This is a genomic window from Vibrio sp. Vb1337 (assembly GCF_033338715.1).
Taxonomy (GTDB): Bacteria; Pseudomonadota; Gammaproteobacteria; order Enterobacterales; family Vibrionaceae; genus Vibrio; species Vibrio alginolyticus.
In genome coordinates, this window is the sequence record NZ_JAWOTD010000004.1 from 1 (window position 1) to 19,475 (window position 19,475).

12 protein-coding genes are annotated in these 19,475 nt (G+C 46.3%); 9 read left to right on the plus strand and 3 right to left on the minus strand.

Annotated features, from left to right (window positions below):
* On the minus strand, positions 1-7,442 hold a 7,442-nt coding region (locus R7E42_RS05455; protein WP_318072412.1), incomplete at its 3' end, for a tandem-95 repeat protein.
* A gap of 400 nt (positions 7,443-7,842) precedes the next feature.
* Here R7E42_RS05455 and R7E42_RS05460 point away from each other — a divergent pair.
* The 6 genes from R7E42_RS05460 to R7E42_RS05485 all read left to right on the plus strand — a co-directional run bounded on the left by R7E42_RS05460 (position 7,843) and on the right by R7E42_RS05485 (position 14,042).
* Positions 7,843-9,153 (plus strand): TolC family outer membrane protein, encoded by a 1,311-nt coding sequence (locus tag R7E42_RS05460; RefSeq protein WP_017821962.1) that lies wholly within the window; start codon positions 7,843-7,845, stop codon positions 9,151-9,153.
* A 2-nt stretch (positions 9,154-9,155) separates the two neighbouring features.
* Entirely contained in the window at positions 9,156-9,770 is a 615-nt protein-coding gene (locus R7E42_RS05465) for an OmpA family protein (RefSeq protein ID WP_318072413.1), read from the plus strand.
* Between the two features lie 175 nt (positions 9,771-9,945).
* Entirely contained in the window at positions 9,946-10,299 is a 354-nt protein-coding gene (locus R7E42_RS05470) for a DUF2750 domain-containing protein (protein ID WP_005377352.1), read from the plus strand.
* 187 nt (positions 10,300-10,486) lie between these two features.
* A complete protein-coding gene (locus R7E42_RS05475) occupies positions 10,487-12,457 on the plus strand; it encodes a tetratricopeptide repeat-containing diguanylate cyclase (RefSeq protein WP_318072414.1) in 1,971 nt (656 codons plus the stop codon).
* An 87-nt stretch (positions 12,458-12,544) separates the two neighbouring features.
* A complete protein-coding gene (locus tag R7E42_RS05480) occupies positions 12,545-13,243 on the plus strand; it encodes an IclR family transcriptional regulator (protein WP_017635969.1) in 699 nt (232 codons plus the stop codon).
* Between the two features lie 106 nt (positions 13,244-13,349).
* Positions 13,350-14,042, plus strand: coding sequence for an SDR family oxidoreductase (locus R7E42_RS05485; RefSeq protein WP_054730597.1), 693 nt, complete (start codon positions 13,350-13,352; stop codon positions 14,040-14,042).
* 198 nt (positions 14,043-14,240) lie between these two features.
* Here R7E42_RS05485 and dkgB read toward each other — a convergent pair whose 3' ends face one another.
* Entirely contained in the window at positions 14,241-15,041 is an 801-nt protein-coding gene (dkgB, locus tag R7E42_RS05490) for a 2,5-didehydrogluconate reductase DkgB (RefSeq protein ID WP_318072415.1), read from the minus strand.
* A 112-nt stretch (positions 15,042-15,153) separates the two neighbouring features.
* Between dkgB and R7E42_RS05495 the strand changes: the two genes are divergently transcribed.
* Complete coding sequence (locus R7E42_RS05495) at positions 15,154-16,059, plus strand: LysR family transcriptional regulator (protein ID WP_318072416.1); 906 nt, start codon at positions 15,154-15,156, stop codon at positions 16,057-16,059.
* A gap of 132 nt (positions 16,060-16,191) precedes the next feature.
* Positions 16,192-17,097 (plus strand): TIGR03571 family LLM class oxidoreductase, encoded by a 906-nt coding sequence (locus tag R7E42_RS05500; RefSeq protein WP_064353954.1) that lies wholly within the window; start codon positions 16,192-16,194, stop codon positions 17,095-17,097.
* A gap of 115 nt (positions 17,098-17,212) precedes the next feature.
* Here the strand turns inward: R7E42_RS05500 and R7E42_RS05505 are convergent, their stop codons facing one another.
* A complete protein-coding gene (locus R7E42_RS05505) occupies positions 17,213-18,097 on the minus strand; it encodes a LysR family transcriptional regulator (protein WP_033906135.1) in 885 nt (294 codons plus the stop codon).
* Positions 18,098-18,256: 159 nt separating this feature from the next.
* On the opposite strand from R7E42_RS05505, the gene R7E42_RS05510 reads away from it, so the two are divergent.
* Positions 18,257-19,438, plus strand: a complete 1,182-nt coding sequence (locus tag R7E42_RS05510) for an MFS transporter (protein WP_005377337.1) — start codon at positions 18,257-18,259, stop codon at positions 19,436-19,438.
* The last annotated feature ends 37 nt before the right edge of the window (positions 19,439-19,475 follow it).

Consider the following 19,475-nt stretch of genomic DNA (forward strand, 5'->3'; position numbering starts at 1 on the left):
TTGTCTGCCACGATGTCCGCCACAGGCGCTACCGTGAAGTTCACCGTTTGGCTAACGCTCTCGCCGCTTGGATCGGTAGCCGTAAAGGTCAATGCTTCTGAGCCGTTCCAGTCCGCGGTTGGAGTGAACGTAGCAATGCCATTGACGATCGCCACTTGAATGTTGCTATTACCAGAAACGCTGAAGCTCAGCTCGCCATCCACGTTATCCACGTCGCTGAACGCAGTATTTAGATCGATGCTGTATGGCGTAAAGTCTTCCGCCAAGGTTTGGTCTGCAATGTTGCTTTCAACCACAGGCGTGTCGTTCACCGCATTCACGGTGACGTTGACCGTCGCTTGGTCAGTCAGTGAACCATCGCTAACGGTGTAAGTGATTTGGGCGTCACCATGGAAGTTCTCGGCCGGTGTGAACACCAGTTTGCCGTCAACAATCTCGACTGTCCCTTGGTCACTCGGCACAGATGCCGAATCAATGCTTAACGTATCACCATCGATGTCAGTATCGTTTGGCAAGACATCAATCGTAACAGCGGTATCTTCTTGTGTTGTTGCCGCGTCATCGTTTGCCACTGGCGCATCATTCACTGGTGTGACATCGACGTTCACCGTGGTGGACTCCGATACCCCACCGGACGTAACGATGTAGGTAAAGCTGTCTGTACCGTGGTAGTTGTCGTTTGGCGTGTAAGTGACGCTGCCATCCGGGTTGACCGAGACCGTACCGTTGGCTGGACCGTTATTGCTATCCAGCGACACCACTTTATCGTCGCCTTCGAACGTGTCGTTACCTAAAACCTTGATGATGGTTGGTGTGTCTTCCACAACCGTCGCGTTGTCTGCCACGATGTCCGCCACTGGCGATACTATGAAGTTCACCGTTTGGCTGACGCTCTCGCCGCTTGGATCGGTGGCCGTAAAGGTTAACGCTTCTGAGCCGTTCCAGTCTGCGGTTGGAGTGAACGTAGCAATACCGTTGACGATCGCCACTTGAATGTTGCTGTTACCAGAGACGCTGAAGGTCAGATCGCCATCGGCGTTATCCACATCACTGAAGGCCGTATTCAGATCGATGGTGTATGACGTAAAGTCTTCCGCCAAGGTTTGGTCTGCAATGTTGCTTTCAACCACAGGCGTGTCGTTCACCGCATTCACGGTGACGTTGACCGTCGCTTGGTCAGTCAGTGCACCATCGGTGATGGTGTAAGTGATTTCAGCGTCACCATGGAAGTTCTCAGCTGGTGTGAACACCAGTTTGCCATCAACAATCTCAACTGTGCCTTGTGCTTCAGGTACAGACGCCGATTGGATAGACAGCGTATCGCCATCAATATCGGTGTCGTTTGGCAGGACATCAATTGTCACTGGCGTGTCTTCGTCAGTAACAGCTGTATCATCTTTTGCCACTGGCGCGTCGTTGACTGGCGTCACATCGACGTTCACCGTGGTGAATTCCGATACCCCACCGGAGGTAACGATGTACGTGAAGCTGTCTGTACCGTGGTAGTTGTCGTTCGGCGTGTAAGTCACGCTGCCGTCCGGGTTGACCGAGACCGTACCGTTAGCTGGACCGTTGTTGGTATCGAGCGACACCACTTTATCGTCACCTTCGAACGTGTCGTTACCTAAGACCTTAATGATGGTCGGCGTGTCTTCCACAACCGTCGCGTTGTCTGCCACGATGTCCGCCACTGGCGCTACCGTAAAGTTCACCGTTTGGCTAACGCTTTCGCCGCTTGGATCGGTCGCCGTAAAGGTTAGGATTTCTGAGCCGTTCCAGTCAGCGGTTGGAGTGAACGTAGCAATACCGTTGACGATCGCCACTTGAATGTTGCTATTACCAGAGACGCTAAACGTTAACTCACCATCAACATTATCCACATCGCTGAAAGCGGTATTCAGATCGATGCTGTATGGCGTAAAGTCTTCTGCCAAGGTTTGGTCTGCAATGCTGCTTTCAACCACAGGCGTGTCGTTTACGGCATTTACGGTGACATTGACCGTCGCTTGGTCGGTCAGCGAACCATCGCTAACGGTGTAAGTGATTTGGGCGTCACCATGGAAGTTCTCAGCTGGTGTGAACACCAACTTGCCGCCAACAATTTCAACCTTACCTTGTGCTTCAGGTACAGACGCTGATTGGATAGACAGCGTATCGCCATCGATGTCAGTATCGTTTGGTAGGACATCAATCGTGACAGCGGTATCTTCTTGTGTTGTTGCCGCGTCATCTTTTGCCACTGGCGCATCGTTCACTGGCGTCACATCGACGTTCACCGTGGTGGACTCTGATACCCCACCTGAGGTGACGATGTAGGTGAAGCTGTCTGTTCCGTGATAGTTGTCGTTTGGCGTGTAGGTTACGCTGCCATCCGGGTTGACCGAGACCGTACCGTTAGCTGGTCCGTTATTGGTATCCAGCGACACCACTTTGTCGTCGCCTTCGAACGTATCGTTACCTAAGACCTTAATGATGGTTGGCGTGTCTTCCACAACCGTCGCGCGGTCAGATTCAATATCTGCCACAGGCGCAACTGTGAAGTTCACCGTTTGGCTAACGCTTTCTCCGCTTGGATCGGTAGCCGTAAACGTTAGGTTTTCTGAGCCGTTCCAGTCTGCGGTTGGAGTGAACGTAGCAATACCATTGACGATTGCCACTTGAATGTTGCTATTACCAGAAACGCTGAAGCTCAGCTCGCCATCAACATTATCCACATCGCTGAAAGCGGTATTTAGATCGATGCTGTATGGCGTAAAGTCTTCCGCCAAGGTTTGGTCTGCGAGGTTGCTTTCAACCACAGGCGTGTCGTTTACGGCATTCACGGTGACGTTGACCGTCGCTTGGTCGGTCAGCGAACCATCGGTCACGGTGTAAGAGATTTCGGCATCACCATGGAAGTTCTCGGCCGGTGTGAACACCAGTTTGCCATCAATAATTTCGACAGAACCTTGGTCACTCGGCACAGACGCCGAGTCAATACGTAATGTATCACCATCGATGTCAGTATCGTTTGGCAGAACATCAATCGTCACTGGTGTATCTTCGTCAGTAACAGCGGTATCATCGTTTGCCACTGGCGCATCGTTCACTGGCGTCACATCGACGTTCACCGTGGTGGACTCTGATACCCCACCGGACGTAACGATGTAGGTGAAGCTGTCTGTGCCGTGGAAGTTGTCGTTTGGCGTGTAAGTGACGCTGCCGTCCGGGTTGACTGAGACCGTGCCGTTAGCTGGACCGTTATTGGTATCGATCGACACCACTTTGTCGTCGCCTTCAAACGTGTCGTTACCTAGGACGTTAATGATGGTCGGCGTGTCTTCCACAACCGTCGCGTTGTCTGCCACGATGTCCGCTACAGGCGCTACTGTGAAGTTCACCGTTTGGCTGACGCTTTCACCGCTTGGATCGGTGGCCGTAAAGGTCAATGCTTCTGAGCCGTTCCAGTCCGCGGTTGGAGTGAACGTAGCAATGCCATTGACGATCGCCACTTGAATGTTGCTATTACCAGAAACGCTGAAGCTCAGCTCGCCATCAACATTATCCACATCGCTGAAAGCGGTATTTAGATCGATGCTGTATGGCGTGAAATCTTCCGCCAAGGTTTGGTCTGCAATGTTGCTCTCAACCACAGGCGTGTCGTTCACCGCATTCACGGTGACGTTGACCGTGGCTTGGTCAGTCAGCGAACCATCGGTGACGGTGTAAGTGATTTCAGCATCGCCATTGAAGTTCTCAGCCGGTGTGAACACCAACTTGCCGCCAACAATTTCAACCTTACCTTGTGCTTCAGGTACAGACGCTGATTGGATAGACAGCGTATCGCCATCGATGTCAGTATCGTTTGGTAGGACATCAATCGTGACAGCGGTATCTTCTTGTGTTGTTGCCGCGTCATCGTTTGCCACTGGCGCATCGTTCACTGGTGTGACATCGACGTTCACCGTGGTGGACTCCGATACCCCACCGGAGGTGACGATGTAGGTGAAGCTGTCTGTACCGTGGTAGTTGTCATTCGGCGTGTAGGTCACGCTGCCATCCGGGTTGACCGAGACCGTGCCGTTCGCTGGACCGTTATTGCTATCCAGCGACACCACTTTATCGTCGCCTTCAAACGTGTCGTTACCTAAAACCTTAATGATGGTCGGCGTGTCTTCCACAACCGTCGCTTTATCTGCCACGATGTCCGCCACAGGCGCCACTGTGAAGTTCACCGTTTGGCTGACGCTTTCACCGCTTGGATCGGTGGCCGTAAACGTCAACGCTTCTGAGCCGTTCCAGTCTGCCGTTGGAGTGAACGTAGCAATGCCATTGACGATCGCCACTTGAATGTTGCTGTTGCCAGAGACGCTGAAGGTCAGATCGCCATCGACGTTATCTACATCGCTGAAAGCGGTATTTAGATCGATGCTGTATGGCGTAAAATCTTCCGCCAAGGTTTGGTCTGCAATGTTGCTTTCAACCACAGGCGCGTCGTTTACCGCATTCACAGTGACGTTAACCGTCGCTTGGTCAGTCAGTGCACCATCGGTGACGGTGTAAGTAATTTCAGCGTCACCATGGAAGTTCTCGGCCGGTGTGAAGACCAGTTTGCCATCAACGATCTCAACTGTCCCTTGCTCACTCGGCACAGACGCCGAATCAATGCTTAACGTATCACCATCGATGTCAGTATCGTTTGGCAGGACATCAATCGTCACTGGCGTGTCTTCGTCAGTAACGGCATTGTCATTGGTCGCCACTGGCGCGTCATTGACTGGCGTGACATCGACGTTCACCGTGGTGGACTCCGATACCCCACCGGAGGTGACGATGTAGGTGAAGCTGTCTGTACCGTGGTAGTTGTCATTCGGCGTGTAGGTCACGCTGCCATCCGGGTTGACCGAGACCGTGCCGTTCGCTGGACCGTTATTGGTATCCAGCGACACCACTTTGTCGTCGCCTTCGAACGTGTCGTTACCTAAGACCTTGATGATGGTTGGCGTATCTTCCACAACCGTCGCGTTGTCTGCCACGATGTCCGCCACAGGCGCTACCGTGAAGTTCACCGTTTGGCTAACGCTCTCGCCGCTTGGATCGGTAGCCGTAAAGGTCAATGCTTCTGAGCCGTTCCAGTCCGCGGTTGGAGTGAACGTAGCAATGCCATTGACGATCGCCACTTGAATGTTGCTATTACCAGAAACGCTGAAGCTCAGCTCGCCATCCACGTTATCCACATCGCTGAAAGCGGTATTCAGATCGATGCTGTATGGCGTAAAGTCTTCTGCCAAGGTTTGGTCTACAATGTTGCTCTCAACCACAGGTGTGTCGTTCACCGCATTCACGGTGACGTTAACCGTCGCTTGGTCAGTCAGTGAACCATCGGTAACGGTGTAAGTGATTTCAGCATCACCATGGAAGTTCTCAGCCGGTGTGAACACCAATTTGCCGTCAATAATTTCGACTGTACCTTGTGTTTCAGGTACGGACGCTGATTGGATAGACAGCGTATCACCATCAATATCGGTGTCGTTTGGTAGGACATCAATCGTGACAGCGGTATCTTCTTGTGTTGTGGCCGTGTCATCGTTTGCCACTGGCGCATCGTTCACTGGTGTGACATCGACGTTCACCGTGGTGGATTCTGATACCCCACCGGAGGTGACGATGTAGGTGAAGCTGTCTGCCCCGTGGTAGTTGTCGTTTGGCGTGTAAGTGACGCTGCCGTCCAGGTTGACCGAGACCGTGCCGTTGGCTGGACCGTTGTTGGTATCCAGCGACACCACTTTGTCGTCGCCTTCGAACGTGTCGTTACCTAAGACCTTGATGATGGTTGGCGTGTCTTCCACGACCGTCGCTTTGTCTGCCACGATGTCCGCCACTGGCGCAACCGTAAAGTTCACCGTTTGGCTAACGCTTTCACCGCTTGGGTCGGTAGCCGTAAAGGTCAACGCTTCTGAGCCGTTCCAGTCTGCCGTTGGGCTAATGGTCGCGATGCCATTTTCAATCGAAACCAACACGTTGCTGTTGCCAGAGACGCTAAACGTTAACTCACCATCAACGTTATCCACGTCGCTGAAAGCGGTATTCAGATCGATGGTGTATGGCGTAAAGTCTTCCGCCAAGGTTTGGTCTGCAATGTTGCTTTCAACCACAGGCGTGTCGTTCACCGCATTCACGGTGACGTTGACCGTCGCTTGGTCAGTCAGTGCACCATCGGTCACGGTGTAAGTGATTTCAGCGTCACCATGGAAGTTCTCAGCCGGTGTGAAGACCAGTTTTCCATCAACGATCTCAACTGTACCTTGTGTTTCAGGTACGGAAGCCGATTGGATAGACAGCGTATCGCCATCAATGTCGGTGTCGTTTGGCAGGACATCAACCGTTACTGAACTATCTTCCTCTGTAATTGTTGTATCATTAGAGGCAATAGGCGCATCGTTAACTGAGTTTACTGTTACCGAAACTTGAGCTTCATCCTCTAACTCACCATCTGTGATGGTGTAGCTAATCGTTGCATTACCGTTGAAATTTTCGGCCGGAGTGAAAACAAGCTTACCATCGATAATCTCAACGATACCTTGCTCTTCTGGTACAGAAGCAGAGGTAATGATTAAATCATCACCTTCAATATCACTGTCGTTAGCGAGCACATCAATTACAACCTGGGAATCCTCGTCAGTTTGAATCGCATCATTAGTTGCTATTGGCGCGTCATTAACAGGCGTAATATCTAAGTTAGCAGTGCCATTAATAACACCGCCATCGTTATCAATAATGTCATAGGAGAATGACACTTCAGTGTCATCATCAGCCTCTGGAATGTAAGTCCAAGATCCATCGCTGTTATCAATTAAGGTGCCATTCCCACTCTCAATAGTGACGTTTGTAATGACAAGAGTATCGGCATCATCAATATTGACATTAGATAGTAATTCTTCAGTAGTTATCGTGATTGGATCGCTATCTTCCTCAACAGCGCTTAATGTCACTGGAGAATTAGTAAGTGGCTTACTTGAGCCATCCCCACTTGTCTCGATACCTGTTGTGAAGAAGTCATTTAAGGTCAACGCTTGTGTTTCAGATAAGCCGAGGGATTCTAGGCCAATAGTTTCAAAGTTTGTTGAGGCTAGCACTTCAGTACCATCTCGTACAATCGTGGCACTATTTTGCAAACTGGAGCCACTATTTTCACCCGCTGCAGGTGCGAGTTCTTCATCAATAGCAGAAGGGTCTTGACCTTGCTCAATAGCACTAATAATCTGTGCTACATCGTCTGAAATATCTTTTAAACCTTGCTCTTGAGCAAGCTGAATTTTCAGGTCTTGAGGCGCAGCATCTGTCATTGCCACTATCACTTCACCTGGTAGAGGCTGCTGTCCTTCTGCAAGGACTCTCAGCTGCCCATCCAAACCTATTACGACGACTTGATTACCGAGTGGCACTAATGCTGTACGATCCATATAAACCTTAACCCTAAATAACTGTCAAGTTTTTGACTAACAATACTAATTTGCTATATATTGCCCGAATATATAGTGCAATAACAGCAATTTGATGCTCAATAAAGTAATTATGTGTCATACATCAATAAGAATCCAGATGCATAAGTGTTTTATTTTATTAAAATCTGGACACTCGTTTCTAGCCATTACCTCTATCTTTAATTTGAGATCTTAATTCAAGTTTTAGGCAGATTTAGTAGGTTGATTTATCAAAATTGAAACAAATGAACAGCGAATCAACAGGTTACTTCATCGCATATTAATGTTATTGTGCGCTAAATTATTGACGCCCTTATAAGTATTCCACTTATAAGCCCTATCACCTCGAGAATTTTTACCATTATCTAGGAGAATCACAGTGAAGTGGACTCGTGCCAACGCCTTTTGTATTGGTATGTTCACCGCTAGTCATGCGTTTGGGCAAACGCTAGAGCAAGCGGTTGAAAACACATTAAAAACCAATCCTGACATCAAAAGTGCGTTCAATGAATTCGTTAGCAAGCAGTATGTGAATGAAGCATCTGGTGGTGCTTACCTCCCATCCGTAGACTTAGATGCCGGTATCGGTTACGAAGGAATCAAACCCGCAGAGTCAGGGCGAGATTCAACCGACCTGACAAGAAAAGAAGCCACCGTGACACTAACCCAGCTAATATGGGATGGCTCAGCGACACTTAATGATATGGATCGAACAGCAGCTGATGCTGAATCGGTCCGTTATCAACTTCTAGCTGATGCCCAAGACACCGCTCTAGAGGTCGCGAAAGTTTATTTAGACTCAGTAAAAGCTTATGAAATTCTTACACTTTCCGAGAATAACTTGAAAGTGCATAAGAAGATCTATGAAGACATTAAAAAGCGAGTTAACTCAGGTATCGGTTCTACAGCAGACCTAACCCAGGTAGAGGCTCGTTTAGCAAAGGCTCACGGTAACTTGGTGGCAGCTCAGAACAACTTATATGACAGCCACACCACCTTTACACGCCTTGTCGGACAGTCACCACAAGGATTGATTTTCCCAAGAGCGGACCAAAACTTTATTCCCTACACCATCGATGAAGCGATTGACTTGGCATTCGAGTCACACCCAGTAATCAAAATCTCGGTAGCTGATGTGGACTCTGCAAAGTTCCAATACAAGCAATCTAAGGGAGCTTACTATCCAACGATATCGGTAGAAGCGGCTCAAACATGGCGTGATGATGCAAGCGGTATTGAAGGAAGCAGCGAAGAGACAACAGCGATGTTGCGCATGCGTTACAACCTCTTTAACGGTGGTAGTGACGTAGCCAACGCTGAAAGTTTTGCCTACCAACTAAATAAAGCAAAAGACTTAAGAGAACGTGCATACCGCCAAGTCGAAGAAGGTCTTCGTCTATCTTGGAGTGCGTTAGATTTAACACTTCAACAAAAAGAGTTCCTAGCGGATCACGTAGATTCAGCCTCTGAAACTGTCATCGCCTACGAAAAGCAGTATCGCATTGGAAAACGCACTCTGCTGGACTTGTTAAATACTGAAAACGAACTTTTCGAAGCGAGAAAGAACTACTTGGATGCTCGATACTCAGAGCAGTACGCCAAGTACCGCGTTATGAACGCGACTGGCCAATTGTTAAATGCCTTGCGTGTCGATGTACCTACAGAATGGAATGAAAAGGTGGAGTACTGATCATGAAACCAGTGAAGATTCTATTTGCATTGGGTATGCTCGCCATCACTCAACACGTTGTTGCTGAAGACGAATATGAGTATCGTCCTGTACCAAATGCAGAACAAATAGCAGATTTGCAAGATGACGATAACGATGGTGTCATCAATGCTCGAGATATGTGCCCAGGTACACCTGAAGGCTCAGAGGTCGACAACGACGGTTGTGGAGAATACATTAAAGCATCAGATAACATGCAAGTGCGGATACTTTTTGCTAACGACTCTGATGAGATCAATCCAGTCTTCAGAAGACAAGTCCGAGAGCTTTCCGACTTTTTAAAAGAGTACCCTACTACTTCGATAGAGCTGCACGGCTATGCTAGTAACGTTGGTGGTTCAAAGCATAACCAAGATCTTTCTGAAAGACGAGCACGCAATGTCCGTGAAGCCCTACTAAGCTACGACATCGAACCGAGTAGAGTCCGCATTGTTGGTTTTGGTGACACTCACTTAGCACAGCAAGGGACCGATGAAGTCAGCCATGCTTTAAATCGTCGAGTAACCGCATCAGTCGTTGGTTACAAAGGCGAGATAAAAAGAGAGTGGACAATATTCACAACTCTTCCAGAAAGGTAAAGTACCTGTTTTTGTTTGCTCTGCAAGCACAAAGCAAACAAAAACGAGTGAATACTTAACCTCAGAAAAGGAGCTTCGGCTCCTTTATTTTTACTCATTTCGACAACCGTATTATGCTTTAGGAATCGGCACTTTAGTGTTACTCTAGCCACGTCATAACAACGAGAGTTTTGAAATGAGCAAACTTACATCAGATATCCAAGCGAACCTTGACCTTTTTGTTGCAGAAACGAAAGAAAACCAATTGGTTTGGGGTTTACGCAATGAAGAAGGTTGGCTATCTTGCGATTCAACTGAATTCGAAAACAGCGAAGTCATGCCTTTCTGGTCTTCTAAAGAAGATGCAGAAGCACATAATGTTGAAGAATGGGCAGATTTTACTGTACTAGAAATCCCATTAGATATCTTTGTTGAAGATTGGCTTTTGACTCTTGCTGAAGATGGTGTTCTTGTTGGAACTAACTGGAACGATCAGTTAGAAGGCAAAGAAATGGAGCCTCAAGATCTAGCAAAGCTTTACATTGATTAAAGATTTCTGACCTCAACTTTATGTTGAGGTCTTTCTTTTTTATGCCTCTTCTTTCAATATCTCGACCAAGTGCATAGTTTTACTACTCTTTTTCTTAGTACACCCAACTTAATCACAACGCTGATGCGTTAAAAGCGCTATGATAACTCAACTTTAAAGGCACCTTAAATTAAAGGCTCGTTTAAACATGCGCGTGCTCTATCCCTTGCTTGCGTCACTTTTGTTCACTCCAGTATATGCAAGCGACACTCAAGATATTGAACCAAACCAAAATATCACACAGTGGCACTCTGTCTACCAAACCACACTACGAAGCAACCCTGAGTCGGCATTGAGCATGCTTCAAGATCGCTACCATACAGCGAAATCGGACAGCGAAAAGCTCTACGTAAGTGGATTGATTTATGAATATATGTCAAACATAAATCAGCCTTACTACGGCAGCAGTCAAGTCTTAGACAACCGTTTTTCTCAATTAGAATCAGAATATATTCTTGCCTTAAAGGAACGTAAGCATGGTAGTTACGAGGCCTCAGTAGATAGCTTTTCTTCTTTGCGACAGACAATGAAGAAAAAATCCGATTCCGAAGGCAAGGCTCTGATGAACTATCAACTTTGTTATACGCTGAATCAACAAGGTCGTTATCACAAAGCAAACTTTTATTGCTCATCCTTAGAGAGCCACTTAAATCATAAGCATCAAGAAAACTTCCCTGTTGATCTTGCTTTGCGCGTGGTAGCAAATAACTACAATTACCGCGGTGACTATGAAAAAGCCTTAAGTTTGTATCGACAGTTGATGGCCAACATGTCGACGCAAAGCGATCCTTCAGGGATTTACAATGACGTCGGCAATTTACTTGCAGAGCTGGGGCAATTTGAACAATCAGAGCAATATCTCATTCAAGCCTTACTGGTTCGCCAAGATGAAGGGACACCTCTTGAAGTTGCGCAAGTCGAACATAGTCTAGGAGCGATGTACAGAAAATCCAAAGAACTCGATAAGTCCATCAGCCACTACAAAAATGCATTAACGATTCTCGAACAACTTCATTATCCATACGGGCAAGGGTTGACCTATTTAGGGTTATCTGCTGCTTTGGCCGATTCTGGGCAATTGGATACCGCGGTAGATTACATTGGAAGAGCATTAAACATTGCCCAAACATATGAGAATACGCACCTTGAAACAGAGGGTCATTTGGCTGCTGGATTGGCATATTTAAAGAACCATACACCCGAAAAATCGATTGAACACGGTACAATTGCGTTAAGATTAGCGGTAAAAAACGCTAGGCCCTTATTGCAAGCGCAAGCCCAATTACTCCTCTCAAAAGCATACCAAGCTCAAAATGATTACAAAAAGGCACTGGAGCATCACGAGGCCTACTCGACGATTGAACTAACGAACCGAGACGCGAGTAATATCAAGGCGTTAGAGGCACTAGATCTCACTAAAAAAGAGTATGAATATGATCTACAAGTCGCGCAGTTGAACAACGAAACTCTTCTAAGTCAGTACCAGTTTGAAAAACTCACAGACCAACAACGCACTTATAATTTTGTTGTTTTCTGTTTATTGATTCTCCTCGCTCTGGCATTGATGGTTCAGCGACAAACACGCTTAAAAGCCAAAATAGACAGCTTAACGTGTGCATTAAACAGAGCGGCAATTATAGAGACGATTAAAAGCCAAACCTCCAAAGCGGAAGGAGACTTCCGCTACGTTCTAGCATTAATCGATCTAGATGACTTTAAGGCGATTAATGATCAGTATGGTCATCCGACTGGCGACTTAGTACTACAACAGGTATGCAAAGCGCTTAAAGCTAAACTTAATAAGGGAGAGTACTTGGGTCGTTTAGGTGGAGAAGAGTTTATCTTGCTATTGAAAAACGTCGATGAGATTGACGTTCCCTTTAGAATACAAAGTCTGCATAAAACAATTTCAGAAAAGAGTGTACATTCGCTTAATAACCATCAATTGAATATATCTGCGAGTCTGGCCTATCTATCAACCTCAATGCCACTCACCAACTTTGATGAGCTCTATTCGATATTAGACCAAGCGTTATACAATGCTAAGAAGCAAGGAAAAAACTCCCTTGTGGATGCATACAACGAGCCGATCAGTTTAAGTGCTGAGTATATTCTCTAATAAAACCAAACCACCAGCGTAGTGGTTTGTTATAGGTCGAAGCATCAGTAAGCCATTCAGATGCAACACCATCATCAAGGAGTCTTTGTGCCCAAGGCAAGAAAAAACATTCAGTCTCTAGAGCGAGGTTTTCTAATCCTCGAGTTGCTCTCGATGAGTGAGTCTCCCCTATCATTACAGACGATCAGTAATGCGATCCAGTTAAATAAGACGACTGTTCACGGGTTACTTGCGACTCTACACTCTCTTGGATATGTATCCAAACACAACCATAGCTACAGCCTAGGGTTTAGATGCTATGAACTGTCTAAGCCGATTGAACAAAAAAACGAAGCTATCCGACAACATTTTGTTCCATTGCTGAAAAAAATGGCCCAAATGACTAACAACACTGCTTACCTCGCTGTACAAAGTGGCGCTAAAGAGTACTTGTATATCGATGCTATAGAGCAGGATAACCCTCTTACTATCCGTAGCCCGAGAGGGAAACGAGAAGGACTCACAACATCTGCGATCGGCAAGGTTTTTCTTAGTTTTGATGATGAGCTTCGCCGAACATTGCGCCTTGAAAGCCAAATATCCCCCACGTTAGAAACTGAACTTAATCAGGTTGTATTATCAGGTTACGCACTCGATTTAGAAGAGGCAGAGCCAAACCTCAATTGCTTAGCGATCCCCCTTTATTTGGATGGTAAGGTCGTTGCTGTTGCAGGTGTCAGCGGTGCTGCCTCCGAACTGACGGTCACTAGGCTAAAACACTTTGCCAGCATCTTTCTCAAACTTTAAGGTTTGACAATGTCGAATCTTAGGCCATTTTTGTACTGTTTTGATTACATGCTTATACGTCGCCTCTAATATAGTCGTTGTTCAACTCAACAACGTAGGAGAAGCGATGTCTACTGTATTAATCACTGGCGCTAACCGTGGCTTAGGCTTGCAATTTGTCCGCCACTACCTTGGAAAAGGTTGGCAAGTTATCGCAACTTGTCGTTCACCAGAAAATGCTAAGCAGCTCAATGAACTAGTAACCCAATCTAATCAACTTCAACTGATGGCTCTAGACGTCACTAACCAACAAGATATCGATCAGTTAGCCACTCAATTAGCGGATCGTCCGCTCGATCATTTAATTCTTAATGCAGGTGTATTAGGCGAAGAGTGTGCAAAGCTTGGCGAAATGACCCAGAAAAAATGGCTAGAAGTACTAAACATAAATACCGTCGCACCTGCCCTGCTAATTCAAGCCCTACAAGACAACGTTGCGAAAAGTCAGCACAAAACCATCGTGGGAATCTCAACCCGAGTTGCGAGTTTAAGCGATAACAGTTCAGGTAACATGTACAGTTATCGAGCATCTAAAGCAGCGCTTAATCAGGTTCTAGTATCAGCAGCACGCAATCTCGAATCGCGAGGAGTAAAAACTGTCGCAGTTCATCCCGGCTGGGTAAAAACCGATATGGGCGGTGAGGACGCAACCTTTTCTGCCGAGGAAAGTGTTGCAGGCATTGTTTCGGTCGCAGAACAGCTAACACTTGAGCAATCCGGAAGCTTCCGCGTATTTGATGGCTCTACAATCGAATGGTAATTGATCTCTAAATGACGTCTCCCGGCCAAATTGAGGGCCGGGAGAATACAGTAAACTAATAGGCCAAAAAGATAAAAGCTCGCACTATCGTCAGACAAGCGAGCCCTTATCGTCTATGGTGTTGTACTACTGTCAAACGCTGAGGAAGTCAGCGATTGCAGAGGCGTCATTTAGGCAATGATTTCCTGTGAAACTCACTCAATCATCCCATTCAGGCGCTAGCCCTTCAGGGTTTACTTCGCGGCCATTTCTTTCCAACGCATCTATCTTTGCAATCGCCTCTTCACTCAGATTAAGTTCAAGTGCTTTCAGGTTACTTGCCAAATTCTCTCGTTTAGTTGAAGACGGGATCACCGCGTAACCTTTTGACAAAGCCCAAGCAAGCGCGACTTGAGCGGGCGTGGCCTGATAGTCCTCAGCAATACCTGCAATAGTTGGGTCCCCAAGTACTTTCCCATATGCCAAGGTCATGTAAGACGTTACCTGAATATCGTTTTCCTGCATGAAGCTGACCAACTTACGATTTTGCAAATAAGGGCTAAGCTCGATTTGGTTAGTAACAATATTCTCTTTACCGACCACTTCTATCGCTTGTTGCAACAAGTCAATATTAAAGTTGGATACGCCAATATTACGGGTTAACCCTTGCGATTTAGCTTCAAGTAATGAAGCCATGTATTCGTTCAAGTTATTGTTATTGCCAGGCCAGTGGATCAAGGTCAAATCCACATAATCTGTATTTAGCTTTTCTAAGCTCTCTTTTAGACTTGGAATGAGTTGTTCCGTGTTCATGTTATCAACCCAGATCTTGGTCGTAATGAATAGCTCATCACGTGCAATACCGGACTGTGTAAATACTTCACCGATTTCTGCCTCATTACCGTAAATCTGTGCAGTATCAATTACGCGGTAACCCACTTCTAACGCATTACGGACTGAATCCTTAACTACTTCACCCTCTAAACGAAACGTGCCGACGCCAAATGATGGTACTTTCATCTAAATCTCCTGAATTATCGATTTTATAGTTGATTCAAAGCAAAACTTTACGCCGCAAGAAACTTTCCGTAAAGTTAACAATACTCAAATCTAATTTGAAATATATTCAACAATGAAAGCTACTCTAGATGAAATGCGCACCTTTATGGCCGTGGTCGATACGGGTTCAATCAGCTCTGCGGCTGAACTGTTATCGATGACCGTCTCGGCGGTGAGTCGATCGGTATCTCGGCTAGAAGCCAAACTCGAAACGACCTTGTTAAATCGCACAACCCGTAAGTTAGATGTTACTAATGAAGGAACGATATACCTCGATAAAGTCAGACATATTGTAGAAGCAGTAGAGAATGCCGAAGCACAACTGAAAAGCCAGAAATATAAGCCTTCTGGCCTCCTACGAATAAACGCAGCTACCCCCTTCTTACTGCACGTACTAACGCCGCACATTGCTAAATATCAGAGCTTGTATCCAGAAGTCGAAATCGATCTCAATTCCAATGAGGAAAATATTAGCCTTTTGGGAACAAAAACCGATATTGCTTTTCGTATCGGTGAGCTACAAAACTCAACCATGCGCGCGATATTTCTTGGTAAAAGTCGGATTCGAATCGTCGCGAGTCCAGAGTATTTAAGACAACATGGTACTCCAACCTCAATAGATCAGTTACTCAATCATAAGCTACTTGGATTCAACAAGCCGGAGTATCTTAAGGAATGGCCGATCATGGATGATAAGAACAAACTTCTGCGTATTATGAGTAGCCTAAGATCTGATAATGGCGAGACGCTAAGATGTTTAGCCTTACATGGTGCGGGGATAGCTTGCCTGTCTGACTTTATGACCTACTCTGACCGACAAGCTGGTCGCTTAGTGGGCGTACTTAGTGAACACACGCATAATGTCGAACAGCCAGTTAATGCGGTGTATTACAAAAATGCCAGTACCTCACGCCGGATCAGCTCTTTTATTGACTTCATCAAGCAAGAAATCAAGGTAGAGAACCACCAGTTCCTTTAAAGACCACCGCTGTTTGTGGCAAAACACTTTTGTCTTTTAGCCGCTTTTTCTCACAACAAAAATCTCATAGTGTCCTGAATATCAGGGAGGCACCTTGCCTCCTAGTACTCAAAGTAATAGTCAGGCTTCATAATGCATAAAGATTTAAGTAACAGATTCACCATCGGTGTTGAGCTCCCCCTAGATAATGACTGGACCCAAGAAGGCCAGAAAAAACGGCTGCTCCAACGAAAACCGTTCGGCGTACCAGACATGAGTGCACATAAACAGCGTATTATGTTAGCCGATAAGTTAGGCTTTAACGTAGCGTGGGTGAGAGATGTCCCGTTGTACGACCCTAACTTTGGAGACGCGGCACAAATTTATGAACCGTTCAGTTATCTTGGCTATCTCTCTGCGTGCACCGACAACATTCTACTAGGGACAGCAGCGATAGTATTACCGTTAAGACAACCTTGGCTAGTGAAAAAAGCCGCTGCGACCATCAACGAGTTAAGTGGTGACCGCCTGATACTCGGTGTGGCTAGTGGAGACCGTCCTAGTGAATATCCCGTTTTTAACGCCAACTTTGACAGCCGTGGCTCAGCTTTTCGAGAAAGTGTAGAGATTTTGAAAGATACGCAAAATGATAAGCTGGGTAACGATCTACAGTTATTACCCGAGTTTGCTGATATTCCTATCTATGTCGCAGGGTTAGCGCAGCAAAGTCCACAATGGATAGGAGAAAACCTAGACGGCTGGCTCGCCTACCCAGGCACACCTGATGATCATGAACACCGCGTTGCACTTTGGCGCTCCGTAGCGGGAAACAAACCCTACGCCAGCTTTATTCATCTTGATTTAGTCGATAACCCAAATGCACCAGTCGTTCGGCATCATTTTGGTATCCGGGCCGGAGTCAATGGCTTGAGCGATGAGCTAGAAAAAATGCAAGAAGCAGGAGTCAATCACATCGGGTTGCATTTCCGTCGTAATAGCCAACCAATTGAGAAATCAATGGAACAGATCGCTCAGTACGTGTTGCCACGCTTTAACTAAGATCAAATAAAAATATGTGCCACCTTACTAAGGGGTGGCACGCTAGGCTTGGCACTTGGAAAAACAAAAACTGCAATAACGACAAAACTCTTTTGTTAAAACAACAATAATAGAGTTATTTTAAAGTAAGTCTTGGTTGAATAAAGTCGATGAACGCGGAAATACGTTTAGAGACTGAAGAAGATTTGTAGAAGACAGCATTGACCTGTTCTCGTCCAGTATTTGTGATTTTTTCCGATTCAAACAATGCCACTAACCGTCCAGAATCAAGATCATCTTTCACCATAAAGCCAGATAAACATGCAATGCCGTTCCCTGCCAGCACTAACTGTCTAACCGTTTCACCACTGCTGGATAGGGTATCAGGCTCGATCATCTCAAACCCTCGTAATGGCCACTGATTTAACACTTTAGCGCCAGAAAAACCGATCAAGTTATGACTGCGCAAATCGCTCACCGCTTCAGGGAAACCTCGTTTAGATAAATAACCAGGCGTGGCAACGATAAATAGTGGGCTTGTTCCTAAAGGTTTAGCATGCAGTGTTGAATCCGATAATCGTCCAATACGTATCGCCACATCGGTTCTTTTTTCCAATAGATCCACAAAACCCTCATTAGAGGTAAGATCGAGTTGAATATCAGGATAAGCCTCTTTAAATGGCTGAATTAACGGCACGAGTTGATGTAAAACAAATGGGCTAGCGGCATCAACTCTTAAGCGCCCCTTGGGTAATTCACCTCGTGTGATGATCTCTTCTTCAGCTTGCTGTATTTGTAGTAAACCTAAGCGAACCGCTTCAACAAACTGATGCCCTTCCTCAGTAACTTCCACTCTGCGTGTCGTGCGATTCAGCAAGGTTACCCCCAACTGTGATTCAACTTTACTAACCGCACGAGATACCCTAGCGACTTGAATACCTAGTGCATCAGCAGCGGAAGAAAATCCACCACTATCCACAACTGCCATAAGAATCTCTAATTCATCTGATCGGGTTAACATTTCATCCCCTTTCCTAACTGCGCATTTCCTTCACTTATAACAAAAGTATTTTGTAATAAACACCATTTTTCGCAACGAATAACTCTTTAATAATACACGACATGGAGACGGGCTATTCGTTTATCCATTCATATTCAATGATTATAAGAGAGAGTTGTTATGCCTTTAGCTTTACTTGCATTGACGCTGAGCGCCTTTGCTATTGGAACCACGGAGTTTGTAATTGTCGGTCTGATACCGACTATGGCCTCCGACCTCAACGTATCATTACCTTCAGCGGGTCTTTTAGTTAGCCTGTACGCACTTGGTGTCGCGGTTGGTGCTCCCGTTTTAACAGCGCTGACTGGTAACTGGAAAAGAAAGTACGTTCTGCTTTCTGTTATGGCACTGTTTGTTCTTGGCAATCTGTTAGCCTGGCAAGCACCTGGATACAACACACTAGTTACAGCAAGGATACTGACCGGGCTTGCACACGGTGTGTTCTTTTCGATCGGCTCGACTATCGCCACTGGCCTAGTGTCAAAAGAAAAAGCCGCTAGCGCAATTGCTATTATGTTTACCGGTCTCACCGTAGCTCTAGTGACGGGCGTGCCACTTGGCACCTGGATTGGCCAGACATTTGGTTGGCAGGCAACCTTCCTAATCGTCGCGATCCTTGGAATCATCGCACTGATAGGAAGCGCTCTGCTAGTGCCGAGTAATCTGAAACAACCACCAGCAACCAAGCTGTCATCGCAAGTAAAAGTCTTAACTCAACCTCGTCTACTTTTGGTGTACGCAATCACCGCACTCGGTTACGGTGGTACGTTCACAGCCTTCACTTACTTGGCTCCTATTTTGGAAGAAGTTTCGGGGTTTGGCTCTAGCGCTATCAGCCTAATTATGTTGGTTTATGGTGTATCAGTCGCATTCGGCAACATCTGGGGCGGAAAGATGGCCGACTCTATGGGGCCAATCAAAGCTCTGACAGCGATTTTCTCGGGCCTAATTGTGGTATTGCTCGTGTTTAGTGTCACAGCATTTAATCCAACTTCTGCAGTAGTGACCATTCTTGTCTGGGGTGCCTTTGCCTTTGGTAACGTTCCAGGACTTCAAGTTTATGTTGTCAAACTAGCAGAGAAATATTCACCTGATGCAGTCGACGTCGCTTCTGGTCTCAACATTGCTGCATTTAACGTAGGTATTGCACTGGGTTCTTGGGGCGGTGGCCTTATCGTGGCCAATGCTGGGCTGATGCACACACCTTGGATTGGCGCGATCGTAGTATTAGGTGCTCTACTACTAACCCGTTTCAGCGGAATGCTAGACAAGCGTGGAGAGCAGCACGCAACGGCACACTGATTCACGTTCCGAATCTATAAAAATCACTTAAATTAGC